The sequence below is a fragment of the Paenibacillus sp. PK3_47 genome, from assembly GCF_023520895.1.
In the GTDB taxonomy this organism is placed as follows: Bacteria; Bacillota; Bacilli; order Paenibacillales; family Paenibacillaceae; genus Paenibacillus_AQ.
Window position 1 is genome coordinate 4,460,070 of the sequence record NZ_CP026029.1, and the last position, 14,480, is coordinate 4,474,549.

At 51.0% G+C, this 14,480-nt stretch carries 10 protein-coding genes; all 10 read left to right on the forward strand.

Features of this window, described 5'->3' with window-relative positions:
• Window positions 1-70 precede the first annotated feature (70 nt).
• The 10 genes from C2I18_RS19625 to lacZ all read left to right on the forward strand — a co-directional run bounded on the left by C2I18_RS19625 (window position 71) and on the right by lacZ (window position 13,970).
• Window positions 71-370 carry an iron-sulfur cluster assembly accessory protein gene (locus C2I18_RS19625; RefSeq protein ID WP_249897426.1) on the forward strand — a complete coding sequence of 100 codons (300 nt, stop codon included), beginning with the start codon at window positions 71-73 and terminating at the stop codon, window positions 368-370.
• 319 nt (window positions 371-689) lie between these two features.
• Window positions 690-2,573: a DNRLRE domain-containing protein gene (locus C2I18_RS19630; RefSeq protein WP_249897427.1), complete on the forward strand. Its 1,884-nt coding sequence runs from the start codon at window positions 690-692 to the stop codon at window positions 2,571-2,573.
• An 18-nt stretch (window positions 2,574-2,591) separates the two neighbouring features.
• Window positions 2,592-3,014 carry a hypothetical protein gene (locus C2I18_RS19635; protein ID WP_249897428.1) on the forward strand — a complete coding sequence of 141 codons (423 nt, stop codon included), beginning with the start codon at window positions 2,592-2,594 and terminating at the stop codon, window positions 3,012-3,014.
• Window positions 2,912-3,451 (forward strand): S-layer homology domain-containing protein, encoded by a 540-nt coding sequence (locus tag C2I18_RS19640; RefSeq protein ID WP_481857818.1) that lies wholly within the window; start codon window positions 2,912-2,914, stop codon window positions 3,449-3,451. The genes C2I18_RS19635 and C2I18_RS19640 overlap by 103 nt, the downstream gene beginning before the upstream one ends.
• 660 nt (window positions 3,452-4,111) lie before the next feature.
• Complete coding sequence (locus tag C2I18_RS19645) at window positions 4,112-5,650, forward strand: response regulator transcription factor (RefSeq protein WP_249897430.1); 1,539 nt, start codon at window positions 4,112-4,114, stop codon at window positions 5,648-5,650.
• A 30-nt stretch (window positions 5,651-5,680) separates the two neighbouring features.
• Complete coding sequence (locus C2I18_RS19650; RefSeq protein ID WP_249902175.1) at window positions 5,681-7,438, forward strand: sensor histidine kinase; 1,758 nt, start codon at window positions 5,681-5,683, stop codon at window positions 7,436-7,438.
• A gap of 279 nt (window positions 7,439-7,717) precedes the next feature.
• On the forward strand, window positions 7,718-9,025 hold the full coding sequence (locus C2I18_RS19655; RefSeq protein WP_249897431.1) for an ABC transporter substrate-binding protein: 1,308 nt from the start codon (window positions 7,718-7,720) through the stop codon (window positions 9,023-9,025).
• Between the two features lie 110 nt (window positions 9,026-9,135).
• Window positions 9,136-10,023 (forward strand): carbohydrate ABC transporter permease, encoded by an 888-nt coding sequence (locus tag C2I18_RS19660; RefSeq protein WP_249897432.1) that lies wholly within the window; start codon window positions 9,136-9,138, stop codon window positions 10,021-10,023.
• Window positions 10,023-10,847, forward strand: coding sequence for a carbohydrate ABC transporter permease (locus C2I18_RS19665; protein WP_249897433.1), 825 nt, complete (start codon window positions 10,023-10,025; stop codon window positions 10,845-10,847). The genes C2I18_RS19660 and C2I18_RS19665 overlap by 1 nt, the downstream gene beginning before the upstream one ends.
• 15 nt (window positions 10,848-10,862) lie before the next feature.
• On the forward strand, window positions 10,863-13,970 hold the full coding sequence (gene lacZ, locus C2I18_RS19670; protein WP_481857819.1) for a beta-galactosidase, LacZ type: 3,108 nt from the start codon (window positions 10,863-10,865) through the stop codon (window positions 13,968-13,970).
• Window positions 13,971-14,480 lie beyond the last annotated feature (510 nt).

A 14,480-nucleotide genomic window follows, 5' to 3' on the forward strand; every position in this document is an offset into this window, starting at 1 on the left:
CTATAGTTTCTTATCATATGTTATAATGGACTTCTTACTGCAAATTAAGAAGAATAGAGGTCGCCAGAGGATGAAATGTAAAATTAACCGTAATGCAGCTAAAGTTCTAAAAGATATGCTGAACACTCCGGAAGCGGAAGGCAAGAAAATCCGCGTAATCATTACCCAGAACCACGGAAACCACGGTCATTATGATGTGACTCTGGATACGCCGACAGAACATGATGAAATTGTCGCTACAGACAAGGACATCGAGGTACTGCTCGATACACGCGAGCCGCTGCTGGACGGCGTATGGATTCAGTATTTCTACGTGCCTCAGGAAGGCTTCTTCATCACGAATCCTTCTACCGGATTTCTTGAGAAGTAAGCAGCTGCATAATATGTAAAAGAGTTCAGCCTGTAATGGGCTGGACTCTTTTTTTTGTAATCCGAAAAGCCGGAGTCATCGCCAATTGCTCTCTATTTCCGGTATAGCGCTTTCAAATTCTTTAATAACCTACATATGAAGCTTAAAAAACTGCATTTATTACCCGGTGCAGGTATTGATAAGCTTAGTTGGGAGACGGCCTCTCGTAATGATTGCAATGCTTCTTAATCAATGTATGTACTGAAGGCGTTAGCTTAGGAGGAGAGCGGGCGTGAAAAAGCAGCTGAGGCGTAATTTATCGTTACTGTTATGTATGTGTATGGCATTATCATCTCTTTTTACGGGATCAGCAAGGAAGGCAAGTGCGGCGGCGGAGGAGATTTTTCCGGCTGCAGAGGATGTCTTTGTATCCAACTTCAGCGGGCAGGGAAACAGCCTGGGAACGAGTCTGAATATAGCCAAGCTGATCTTTGGCAAATCGCGGCACGCATATCTGAAGTTTGATTTATCTTCAATTGATACCAGCAAATATGATATTGAAGAGATGAGCATGACGCTCAGCTTCAGGAAATCCCATTCGCCTAACGAGCTCATATTTACGGAATCTGAATCTGTCCTGCGGGATACCGGCGCCGAATGGACGGTAACCAATGTTACTTACAATAACCGCCCTCTTGAAATGCCCGGTTCCCCGGTCGTAACCCGGCAAGTGCTCTCCGGCGGCGAAGAGAATCTTAACGTTGACCTTTCCCCGATTTTCCGCAATGCACTCCGTAATGGGAGGAAAACGGTGACTCTTCACCTTACGACAGCGAAAGTGGAAGACAGCACGGTAAGCGCCAGCGAATTATATTCCTCCAGAAATACTTCCGGCCACCGGGGCCCATCCTTGACGGTTACACTCGGAGATCCGGCTGTCAACGACGGAGCAGACAGAACTTTGCTTCATGCGCTGATCGCCAAGGCCAACCAATTATTTGAAACCGATTACACGGAAGGAAGCTGGGCAGTGCTTCTATCAGCACTCCGGACTGCCAAGGAATTGAGTATGAATCCGGCAGCACAGTCTGAGATTGATCAAGCCGCCTTAACACTGCAGACTGCAATGAACAGCCTTGCGGAGGCGGAGCTCCCGTCCAGAATTGCCGGTCCTGACATGGGTAACTATTATAACAACAGCAGCACCGCTGCCCTGATTATGAAAATGAAAAACGGATCGGGCCAATATGTTAAGGTGGACCCGGTTACTGAAAAGCTGTCGCTTACGGCAAGCGCTGCCGAGGCATCTGCGTTCGCACTGTATGTGCTGGATTATTTTGCAGCTGCAGGTCATCAAGAACCGGAGGCGGGAGCGACCAGAACGGCTTATTCTATTAAATCGCTGGATAATAATAAATATCTGACGATTCAGAATTATTTTACGGCAGAAGAATTTCTGGCCAATACGCACCGCTATTTCAATATCTTAAACGGTGCACCAAGTGGCACCAGCACGGAGAGAACTTTCGAGATCAAGGCATCGGCGGAGGTCCCCGGCTGGAACGAGCGGTTCTATGTCGACCATTATTTGAATTCAGGATACTATCAGATCTGGTCACACTTATCCACGATGAGAGATGACAGCAACTTTAGCCGATATCATGTGAGGATGACCGGCGACTCGATGCAGAGCAGCGGAATCGCTTCGGAGAACAGCGCATACAAATTTTATTTCGAAGCCATCACAGGCAGGGATGAGCTGGAAATCAGCCAGGAGATTTCGGGAGATGATGCAAGGCTGTTCTGGAAAGCCGTGAACGGGGATACCAATCCGGCAAATTACAAGGTCAACGGCACGGCAGCTCAGGCAGTCTATTCCGAAGGCATGATGCAGCTGTTCATTCCCGGTTTAAAGTCCGGAATCCATAAATATACGCTGGAATATAACGGCGGCGGTTACCATACTTCGGCGGAGGTGAAGGTCCGGATCTTTAACCATCCCGGAATTTTGCTGACGATGGATGACCTGGAGAGAATGAAGAGCCGGGTGCAGGCCAAGCAGGAGCCTTGGTATTCAGATTACATGCGGATGCTTAACACCGTTTCCTATAATGTAGCTGATTCTGACTACCAGAACACCGTATTCCCAAATGTCGGTCGCGGCGGAGCCCCCTCGGATTCAGGCAATATCGGCTATTTTGAAAAAGGGGGCAATGCCGCCTAATTTCATGCTCTGCAGTGGGTGATTACCAGGGATAATCAATACGCTGCAAAGTCTGCAGGCATTCTTGCGGAATGGGCAAAGACACTCAAAGTGATAGACGGCCGGGACAGAATCCTGGGAGCGGGCATTAACGCGTATAAATATGCCAGTGCGGCAGAGATTCTCCGTTATTATGGCGGCGGCTACAGCGGCTACAGTGAGGCGGACTTCACAGCATTACAGGATATGATGCTTAATGTGGTATACCCGGTGATTCAGGATGCCGCCGTGCCAATGCTCGCAAACGGTAACTGGGACGCTGCTGCCATGATATTTATAACAGCAGTCAGTTCTATGATGTGTCCTCCGAGCATTGGGCAGCAAAAGATATTGCCTTTACGTCATCACGCAGGTTGCTCGAGGGGACAGGCGAAGGTATGTTCAACCCCGGGGCATCCATGACGCGGGCGATGTTCACCCGGATACTTGCCAACCTGGAGGGGATAGATCACACCAGCGATAAGAAGTCACTGTATTCGGACGTGCCGGATGGACAGTGGTATACCGCAGCGGTGAATTGGGCAGGCGCTAGCGGAATTATTAACGGAACGGGGCAGGGAAGGTTCGCTCCGGATGAGCGGATTACGCGTGAGCAAATGGCGGTTATGCTGTACAATTACGCGGTAAGCAAAGGCTATAAGCTGCCGGGAATAACAGTTGTCTCTTTTGCCGATAACGGAGATATCAGTCCATGGGCCAGAGAAGCTGCAGCAAGAATAACGGCGGCAGGCACTCTGACCGGCAAGCCGGGCGGCTATTTTGATCCGCGAAGTTACGCCACCCGCGCAGAGGCTGCGGCATTGTTCGCAAGATTCATCCGCGCGGCAAGTTCAAGCTAATATAATGGATCAGCCATAATCAATTTAATTGATTATGGCCTGAGACTTGGAATCTTGTTAAGGATGGTTCAGGCTGTCGGGAAATGTATCGACAGCCTTATTTTTGTGATTTAGTTTTCATATGGCACTGTGCTAACTATTGCCGACTTCAGCCTATCGCCTCACGCACACCACTTGGTATTACTGATGCTAACGGACGTCAGATCCGTTATTTTGCACTGGAGGTGTGTTTTGAAATCCTAACGGACCCTAGGTCCGTTATTTTATCCGAATGGGCATCATTTCTCCAACATTTGGCTGAATAAGGGAACTACGGTCTGTTAGCGGGGGAAGCGGGGCGATTTCCGGCAAATAACGGATGCTGAGTCCGTTAGGGAGAGGATGGAAAGGGGGATATAATTAAAAGGAAAATCTGCAGGCGGGCAGCGGCCGGAAGTCCAAACATTCTCTGCAGCCACGACAATTTCAATAGAAAATTATTAGTTCAATCTATATAGGACCTCTCAATTGACAGCCCCCCAACCTGTACCTATAATGTAATTCATGATATGAAAGCTGTTTCATTCAAGGACAGATGAATCGGTACATCAGATGGAACCCCTTTAACCAAGCGGGGTTTCATTTTGTTTTTTAACGCATTTTCAATCCAAAGGAGAAGCCATGGACACATTATGCAGAATACTGGTGGTGGATGATGAAATGCTGGTGCGGCAGGGCATTATCCATCTGCTGGACTGGGAAGGGGAAGGCTTTCATATTGCCGGTGAGGCAACGAACGGCCGGGAAGCTTTTGAACTGATTGAGTCACAGCGGCCCCATATCATTCTTACGGATATTGTCATGCCCGTAATGGACGGGGAGGAGCTCATCCGGCTTGTAAAGAGCATGTATCCGGAGATTGAAGTCATCGTGCTCAGCAGCTTCAGTGAATTTGAATATGTGCGGGCGACCTTCCAGAGCGGAGTGGCCGATTATATCCTGAAGCCGAGGCTTGAGGCGGCGTCGCTGCTGTCAGTGCTGAAAAAGACGGCGCAGCGGATTCCCGGGCTGCAGCATTTTGACTGGAGAAGCGGCAAGCGGCAGTCTGCGGATTATATCCTGGATAAGCTGATCTCCGGTTATCCGGTAGAATACGACAAGGCCGTGCTGGAGGAACTGTTTCCGTTCCCGGGCTTCGCCCTGCTGGTTGCCGAGACAGGTGAAGATCCGGGGGGCATCAGCCGCAAAGAAGAGTGGCTGGAGAACAGCATCCACTCCCTGATGCAGAGCAGCGGCAGCCGGTTCGCCATTCGCCTGCTCTCACCGTTGGACGGGCATGTCCGGCTGCTGTTCAATCTCGCGGAAGACGGGCGGGAGGCATTGATTTCGCTGGCAGACCAGGTATTCTCAGCCGGAATCCGGGCCCATATGTTCCAGAGCCTTGCGCTCAGCAGGAACTTCACGGATCTGAGTGACCTGCATACCGTCTATTCCGAGGATCTGATGAGACTGCTGGACCGCCGGTTTTTCCTGCCGGAGCGCTGTCTGCTGGCGGATAGCGGTGAAGATGGGCGGCCCGGGCCGGCTTTTGACCAGGAGGCTTTCGGGGCGGAGCTGAACCGGCAGGAATTTGATCTCGCTTTTGGCCGCTTAAGCGCTTATGTCGCATCCATGTCCGGCCGCCGGGATACCGGAGTATCCGGGTTCAAATCGTTCCTGTGCCACAGCATGTTCCAGATCATCGGCATGCTGCTGCATTACCATTATGAAGCCCGTTCCCTGGATGACAGCAAGTATGAATACTTCCGTTCCATTCATGAGGCCCGCCATATCGGCGAGACGGAGGCGCGGCTTGAGCAGTTTTTACAGGATGCTACGGAATGTGTCATGAAGAACCGGGGAGGCACGCCTGCCCTAACCAAAATCCTGCAGTATATCGACGAGCATTATTCCCGCCAGCTGACGCTGACCGAGGTCGCCAAGGAGTTTCATTTTAATCCGTCCTATCTGTCCAACTATTTTGCCCTGCATAACAAAGAGGGCTTTAACGAATATTTAAACCGGGTACGGATCAACAAGGCCTGTCTGCTGCTAAAAGAAAACCCGGGTCTGTCGATTTCCGAGATCGGCAGCCAGGTCGGATACTCGGACCACAGCTATTTCACCAGAGTGTTCCGCAAGCTGATGGCAATCTCGCCCAGCCAGTACCGGAAAGGATAATTCAGCGGGAAGGGGTCCGAAATGGGACTGATGGAGAAATGGCTTGGAAAGCTTAGAGACCAGAGCCTGTTCAGCAAAATTTTTGTAGTCATGGTGATCAGCATTGTGCTCGTGACCGTTCTGATTACCGGGGTAACCGTTCAGCTGTCACAGCAGCTGTTCGTACAGACCTTCAGCATCACCAACTCCAAGATTATTGACCAGATCAAGAGCGGATTGGATAATTCACATTACACAGCCGTCAATACCGCAATTAATGTCGGGCAGAGCGGGGTGATCCGCAGCTTTATGACGGAGAAGGACGGCAGCTCTCTGGCCAATTTCAAGCGGTATTACAGCATGCGTGACCAGATGGACCGCATTCAATCCGGTATCGGTGCGGCTAATGTCGGCCTGTCCATACTGGGGGGGAACGGAAGAAGCTATACCAGTGATGTGACCTACTGGTCCGGTTCCTCCGAGCAGCTGAAGAACAATCCGATTACAGCGGCTGCCCAGGAACAGGGAGGCAGGCTTTTTTACAGCTTTATGGATGCAGGCCCTTTGAATTCCGGGAACCGTTATCTGGTTGCGGCCAAGGCGCTGACTGCTCCGGGGCTGGCTGAGCCGTACGGTACGCTGTACATGTTCACGCGCGAAAGTGATTTCCGCAAGAACTATACCAGCTTTACCAGCCGGGGCAACGATGTCATGTTTCTGGATACGGCCGGACGGATCGTGTCGAGCAACCGGACAGAGCAGACCGGAAGTCTCTCTCCTGACCTGCTGGCAAGCGCGAAACATATCGCCCTGGGCAATCTCGCCAGTGAAGAGCTGACCATTGCCGGACGGGATGTCATTGTGCTGGCTGATTATCTGCCTTCATACAACTTTTATATCGTGAACCTGATTGACAAGGACAGGACGATCGGCACACTGCTGGATAAAAAGGCGCTTGTCCTCATCGGCGCCGCGATCGCTGCAGTAGCGGTACTGGTGGTCTATTTTCTGACGAAACGGCTGACGAAATCGCTGCGCACACTGGTCAAAAAAATGTCCAATGTGACCAAAAAGAACTTCCATAACTATATGTCAGTCACCGGTACCTATGAGACAAGGCAGCTGAGCACGGCATACAATTACATGTTAAAAGAGCTGAATGACTATGTCGCCCAGCTGGTAGAGACGCAGAAGGAGCAGCGCAACGCTGAACTGGCTGCGCTGCAGCAGCAGATCAACCCGCACTTTTTGTACAATACACTGGCATCGGTTAATATTCTGGTGCAGCGGGGCAGCAAAGAGCAGGCAACAGAGACCATTCATGCGCTTATCTCCCTGCTGCAGAACACCATCAGCAATGTGAAAGAGACGATTACGGTGGAAGAGGAACTGGTTAACCTGAAGCATTACATATTTATCAATCAGGTCAGGAACGGCAACCGTGTTAAGGTGGAGACCTTTGTATCACCGGACTGCATGAAGGACAAAGTGCCGAAGCTGATCCTTCAGCCCTTTATCGAGAATGCCTTCTTCCACGCCTTTAATATCAAAACCTCAGGCTACATCTATGTCACCATCATGAAGGACAGGGATACGCTGCACTGCGAGGTGGTGGATACGGGGGATGGTATGGACCTGGACAGCAAGCAAGACATCCCCGATTCCACAAGCAGCAGACAGCTGTTCAGCGGGATCGGAATCCGCAATGTCCATGACCGGCTGATGCTACTGTACGGCGAGCCGTACGGGGTGTCCATCTCCAGTACACCGGGGCAGGGCACGAAGGTTTCTATTAAAATTCCTTGCTGAATATGCATTGAACTGCTGCTTTTGCAGCATAATATACGAGCTACGCCGCAAGCCGGCGCCGCCCAGCGGTGCCGGCTTCTTGCATCTTTAGCGGGTGCGGCTAACCTAAAAAAAGTCCAAAAGGAGAAAATAAATGCTAATTTAGAGTCAGTGGAAGCGGATACACTAGACAATAATATCACTATTTTAACTAAAATCATTTCTAACGAGATCGGCGGCCGGGATGATATTCTTTACAAGAAAGCACTTTCAAATATGCGTTAGGGGGATATACAACACATGAAGAAAAAAGCTACTGCACTTCTGCTCGCCGGATTTTTGATGCTGACAGCATGCTCCAGCAATGCCAATACGAATAACCAGGCGGATACCGGAAGCGAAGGAAATGCAGCCGGATCCCAGAAAATCACAGTTTGGGCTTGGGACAAAAACTTTAATATCGCAGCAATGAACCTCGCTAAGGACGCTTACGTGGCAGACCATCCGGATGCCCAAATCGAAGTTGTTGAATATGCACAGGATGACATCATCCAAAAGATGAATACAGGGCTTAACTCGGGAACAGCTTCGGGCCTGCCGAACATTGTGCTGATCGAAGATTACCGTGCCCAAAGCTTCCTGCAAACGTATCCGGATTCTTTCCAGGAGCTGGGAGATGCGATCAACGCGTCTGACTTTGCGGACTATAAGCTTGGACCCACCAGCTTTGACGGCAAGCAGTATGGCGTACCGTTCGACTCCGGTGTAGTAGGCCTGTATGTGCGTACAGATTATCTGCAGGAAGCCGGCTACACGGTTGACGATCTGCAGGACATCGACTGGCAGCAGTACATTGAGATCGGCAAAGCTGTCAAAGCCAAAACCGGCAAAGACATGCTGACCCAGGATCCTAACGATCTGGGGCTGATCCGGATGATGATCCAATCCGCAGGCTCCTGGTATCTGAAGGAAGACGGCACGACACCTGACTTGAAGGATAACGCAGTACTGAAGGAAGCGTTCGAAAGCTACAAAGAGCTGATGAATGCCAACATTGTTAAAATCAACTCCGACTGGAGCTCGTTCCTTGCAGGCTTCAACAGCGGCGACGTAGCCTCGATCCCTACAGGGAACTGGATCACACCTTCGGTAAAATCGGCTGCTGACCAGTCCGGCAAATGGGCGGTTGTACCGTTCCCGAAACTCAAAAATGCGGCAAACTCTGTACATGCCTCGAACCTCGGCGGCAGCTCCTGGTATGTGCTGAACAACGAAGGCAAAGAAGCAGCTGTTGAGTTCCTTGGCGCCACACTCGGCTCCGATGTGGATCTGTACCAGAAGCTTGTAACGGATGTAGGGGTTATTGGTACCTACAAACCGGCTGCTGAAGGCGAAGCTTACGGCGCTGCTGATGAATTCTTCGGCGGGCAAAAGGTTATCGCTGACTTTGCAAAATGGACAGCTGAAATTCCTAACGTAAACTACGGTCTGCACACTTACGCCATTGAGGACATTCTGAAAGTGGAAATGCAGAACTACCTGAACGGTACAGCAGTGGACAAAGCGCTCAGTGATGCACAGTCCCAGGCCGAGTCCCAAATCCAGTAAAAGCGTTTGTAACAACTGTTGACCGCTGTCCCCCTCCTTCCGGCCATTTGCGGTATGGCGGGGGCGGCGGCTTCTCCTTTTAACCGATTCACGCCTGTATAGAGAAAGGAATGAGAGCTGTGAACCATACAATGCGTAACCGCGCCAAGCTTACCGGCTGGCTGTTTATTGCCGCGGCCGTACTCATGATTTGTTTGTTTTATTTCTATCCGATGATTCAGGCTCTGCTGCTTTCATTCAAGACAGGCGCAGGGGCCAACCTTCAGTTTGACGGATTGAGCAACTATAAACGGCTGTTCAGCGATAAAACCTTTTTTACCGCCGTCAAGAACACCTTCCTGTTCCTGATTGTGCAGGTGCCGGTCATGATTGTCCTGGCGATGATTATTTCCGTGCTTTTGAATGACAGCAAGCTGCGCTTCAAAGGTTTTTTCCGTACTGCAATCTTTTTGCCCTGCGTAACCTCACTTGTAGCCTACTCGGTTGTTTTCAAATATTTGTTCGGCAATGACGGACTGGTCAATCTGGCTTTAATGAACATGCACATCCTGTCTGAACCGATCCAGTGGATTTCCCATCCCGTCTGGGCAAAGGTTACGATTATTATCGCCATTACCTGGCGCTGGACAGGATACAATATGATTTTCTTCCTCTCCTCACTGCAAAACATCGACAATTCGATTTATGAAGCTGCGAAGATCGACGGTGCATCGGGACCTAGACAATTTTTCTCGATTACTGTACCGCTGCTCAAGCCGATCATTCTGTTTACGTCGATTACTTCGACGATTGGAACCCTGCAGCTGTTCGATGAAATTATGAATATAACCAAGGGAGGTCCCGGTAACGCGACGCTCTCCATTTCACAATATATTTACAATCTTTCGTTCAAGTACACACCTGACTTCGGTTATGCGGCAACAGTGTCCTATTCCATCGTAGTCATGATTATTATTCTGTCTTTCCTTCAAATCAAATTGGCAGGTGATGATAAATAATGAAAACATTCCGCCGTTCCTTTATCTACATCTTCCTATCCGTTGTTGCGTTAATTTCGATCTTTCCGTTCATCTGGATGATTATCAGTGCTACGAACCTTTCCGTAGACGTTACCCAGGGAAGAATGCTTCCCGGTACCCATCTGTTCGATAACATCAGAAAATTGACGGAACAAATCAATCTGGTGCAGGCCCTCTGGAACACGCTGAAAATTGCTTTGACGACAACAGTGCTGGCTCTGGTGATTGCTTCACTCGCCGGTTACGGATTCGAAATTTACCGCAGTAAAGCGAAGGATATTGTCTTCAATCTGCTGCTGCTGTCGATGATGATTCCTTTTGCCGCGCTGATGGTTCCGCTTTACCAGATGTTCTCGAAGCTGTCGGCTACAGCCCCGCTTATTGGGGTTAACACGATGGCTGCGGTCATTCTGCCGACCTTTACAACGGCGTTTCTGATTTTCTTCTTCCGTCAGAGCTCCAAGATGTTCCCGAAAGAGCTGCTGGAAGCCGGACGGATGGACGGATTGTCAGAGCTGGGATTGTTTTTCCGGATTTATATGCCGACGATGAAAACAACCTATTCCGCTGCCGCTATTATTACCTTCATGTCCAGCTGGAATAACTACCTCTGGCCGCTGATTGTACTGCAGACCCCGGAGAAACGGACGATTCCTTTGCTGATCTCGAACCTTGGCTCCAGTTACACCCCGGATTTCGGTGTTATTATGGCTGCGGTTGTTATTTCCACACTGCCTACGGCGCTCGTCTTCTTCCTGATGCAGAAGCAGTTTGTCGCCGGTATGGTGGGTTCGGTAAAATAATATGGATTAAAAAAGATGAACTTAAGAGTGAAGGAAACGACATTCTTAAGTTCGTTGTCTAAGGAGGAAATCAAATTGGCAGTTAACCCAAACTTGAGCTGGCTGGAAGACCCGAAAACCTTCAAGGTGAACCGGCTTGAGGCCCATTCAGACCACCGCTATTATACGAATATGGCTGAAGCAGAGGCCGGAGCGCCGATGGATCTGCGCTTCAGCCTGAACGGAAGCTGGAAATTCAACTATGCACCGAATCCGGCAAGCCGTGTGGAAGCTTTTTATAAGGAAGAGTTCAGTTGCACCGGCTGGGACAATATTCAGGTTCCCGGACATATCCAGCTGCAGGGCTACGGCCGGCCGCAGTATGTCAATACGATGTATCCGTGGGACGGGCTTATTGATCTCCGTCCGCCGCATATCTCCCCGGAGCATAATCCGGTCGGCAGCTATGTGAAGGAATTCCGCCTGCCGGAGAATATGGAGAACGGCCCGCTGTTCATCTCCTTCCAAGGGGTGGAATCAGCGTTCTATGTATGGCTTAACGGTGAATTTGTCGGGTATGCCGAGGACAGCTTCACGCCTTCGGAATTTGATCTGACCCCGTTCATGAGAGCAGGCCGCAACAAGCTGGCCGTCGAGGTCTATCAGCGCAGTACCGGCGGCTGGCTGGAGGATCAGGATTTCTGGCGGTTCTCGGGTATTTTCCGCGAGGTGTATCTGTACACTGTTCCGAAATACCATATCCGTGATCTTGAGGTGCGGTCGGAGCTGGATGACACCTATACGCAAGGTACCTTGACGGCGGTTATGCAGCTGCTGGAGACACCGGCCGAAGCCGTCCGTGCGAAGCTCGAGCTGAAGGATAAAGATGGAGAAGTTCAGCTAAGTGCGGAAGGGACGTTTAGCGGCAGGGAGCTGACTTTGTCTGCGGCGGCTGCGGATGTCCATACATGGAGTGCTGAAGACCCGTACCTGTACACACTTTGTATCTCTCTTCTGGATGAGCAGGGACATACTGTTGAAGCTGTTGTGCAGAAGACAGGCTTCCGCCGGTTCGAACTGAAGAACAAGCTGATGTGCATCAACGGCAAGCGGATTGTGTTCAAAGGCGTCAACCGGCATGAATTCAACTGCCGGACTGGCCGGAATATCACCCGCGAGGATATGCTGTGGGATATCCGTACCCTGAAGAGAAGTAATATTAATGCAGTGCGGACTTCCCATTATCCTAACCAGACGTTATGGTATGAGCTGTGCGATGAATACGGCATTTATGTTATCGATGAGATGAACCTGGAAACCCATGGCTCCTGGCAGAAGATGGGGGCGGTGGAGCCTTCGTGGAATATTCCGGGCAATGATCCGGACTGGCGCGATATCGTTCTGGACCGTGCCGTCTCTATGGTGGAGCGGGATAAGAATCATCCATCCATTCTGATCTGGTCCTGCGGTAACGAGTCGTATGCAGGGCAGGTCATTCTCGATGCGGCGAACTGGTTCCGCAGCCGGGACAACAGCCGTCTCGTTCACTACGAAGGCGTGTTCTATGACCGTAACTACAATGATACAAGCGATATGGAGAGCCGGATGTATGCCAAGCCGGCGGATATCGAGGAGTATCTGAACAGCAATCCGGACAAACCGTATCTCAGCTGTGAATACATGCATGCGATGGGCAACTCAGTCGGCGGCATGCACAAGTACACGGAGCTAGAGAATAAGTATCCGATGTACCAGGGCGGCTTCATCTGGGATTATATCGATCAGTCGATCCTGAAGAAGGACCGGTACGGAAATGAGTATTTTGCTTACGGCGGCGACTTCGGGGACCGTCCGACAGATTACAGCTTCTGCGGCAACGGCATCGTGTTCGCCGACCGGCAGTGGACGCCCAAGATGCAGGAGGTCAAGTTCCTGTACCAGAATTACAAGCTGGAGCCAAGCCGGACCGGCATCCGCCTGATTAATGAAAGTTTGTTCGCGGGAACAGAGCATCTGATCCTCGAATACCGCCTGTACTGTGAAGGCGAACTGCTAGGCAGCTGGACAGCAGATGTCAGCGCCGCGCCGCAAAGTGAAATTCTGGTGCCGGTTGAGCTGCCGCACACGGAAGAGACACCGGGCGAATACAGCATCCAGGCTTCCCTACTGCTGAAGGAAGACGAGCTGTGGGCTGAGGCCGGATATGAAATCGCCTTTGGTGAACATGTATTCGTAGTAGAGGCTAATACTGATGTGGAGCCGGCTGCCGGCGGGCTTAAGGTAGTCGAGGGAGATGTACAGATCGGCGTGATCGGAGAAGGCTTTACGGTGCTGTTCTCCAAGCAGGTCGGATCGCTTGTGTCCCTGAACTATCACGGCCATGAGATGATTGAGACGCCTCCGGCTCCGCTGTTCTGGCGGGCGGCCACTGACAATGACAAAGGCACCCAGCTCGGGTATCACGGCGGCTGTTGGTATGCGGCAAGCCTGGCGCGCAAATGCGTAGAGGTCAGCCTTGATAAGCAGGAAGGTGCAGTAACAGTAAGCTTCGACTACCGGTTCAGCATTCATGAAGGGCTGGCGGTCCGGACTGCATATACCGTCTACGGAGACGGTAAGGTTAAGGTTCATAACCGCTATACCGGTGCTGCCGGACTTCCGGATGTGCCGATTGTAGCTATGTCCTTCAAGATGTCGGCTGATTACGGCCAGTCTGAATGGTATGCGAAGGGGCCTGAAGAGAATTACACCGACCGTGCCTTTGGCGCCAGACTCGGAGTATTCAGCCGCAAGGTGCAGGAGCTGCCGGCCCGTTACCTGGTACCGCAGGAATCAGGCAACCGCACCGGCGTACGCAGCGTGAAGATTACGGATAATGCCGGTATCGGCCTGCAGATCTCCGCTCCGGCAAGCGCACCCGTGGAGTGTAACTTGTCTCCTTATACTGCATTCGAGCTGGAGCATGCCGCTCATCCGTTTGAACTTCCGCCGGTTCACTACACCGTAGTAACGGTAGCCGGACGGCAAATGGGCGTTGGCGGAGACGACAGCTGGGGCGCACCGGTCCACAATGAATACAGAATCCCTGCCGATCAGACACTGGAGTATGAGTTCTACCTTTCCCGTGTGGGAACGGGAGAGTAAAGACAATGAGCCGGCCCGATCTGATGAAAATCAGATCCGGGCCGGTTTTGATGTTGTGTGTGAGGCTAGGATGCACACTAGACTGGGGATAAGTGGAGTTGCCGCCGGTTGGCTGGCACGGAATGAACGGGAAAAATCCCGTTGATTTCGCGGAAATTAGGCGGATGGCCGGAATGAACGGGAAAAATCCCGTTGAATTCACGGAGATCAGGCGGATGGCCAAAATGAACGGGAAAAATCCCGTTGAATTCGTGGAAAGTAGCTGGATGGCCGGAATGAATGCTGTAATGTTGCTACAACTACTGTGGTGGTCAACGAGCCTATTGTATGCGAAAAACCGAGTACAATTGGGTACGTCCAGGGGCAACGGGCCAATTGTATGCGAAAAACCGAGTACAATGTGCTACGTCCAGGGGCAAGGGGCCAATTGTATACGAAAAACCAAGTATAATTGGCTACGTCCAGGGCAACGGGCCAATTGTATGCGAAAAACCGAGTACAATCGGCTAC

Bases quoted from the DNA above. Each gene is read 5' to 3' on its own strand.
- C2I18_RS19645 (WP_249897430.1), top strand. From the start codon at position 4,112: ATGGACACATTATGCAGAATACTGGTGGTGGATGATGAAATGCTGGTG.
- C2I18_RS19660 (WP_249897432.1), top strand. From the start codon at position 9,136: ATGAGAGCTGTGAACCATACAATGCGTAACCGCGCCAAGCTTACCGGC.
- C2I18_RS19665 (WP_249897433.1), top strand. From the start codon at position 10,023: ATGAAAACATTCCGCCGTTCCTTTATCTACATCTTCCTATCCGTTGTT.
- C2I18_RS19655 (WP_249897431.1), top strand. From the start codon at position 7,718: ATGAAGAAAAAAGCTACTGCACTTCTGCTCGCCGGATTTTTGATGCTG.
- lacZ (WP_481857819.1), top strand. From the start codon at position 10,863: ATGAACTTAAGAGTGAAGGAAACGACATTCTTAAGTTCGTTGTCTAAG.
- C2I18_RS19630 (WP_249897427.1), top strand. From the start codon at position 690: ATGGCATTATCATCTCTTTTTACGGGATCAGCAAGGAAGGCAAGTGCG.
- C2I18_RS19625 (WP_249897426.1), top strand. From the start codon at position 71: ATGAAATGTAAAATTAACCGTAATGCAGCTAAAGTTCTAAAAGATATG.
- C2I18_RS19650 (WP_249902175.1), top strand. From the start codon at position 5,681: ATGGAGAAATGGCTTGGAAAGCTTAGAGACCAGAGCCTGTTCAGCAAA.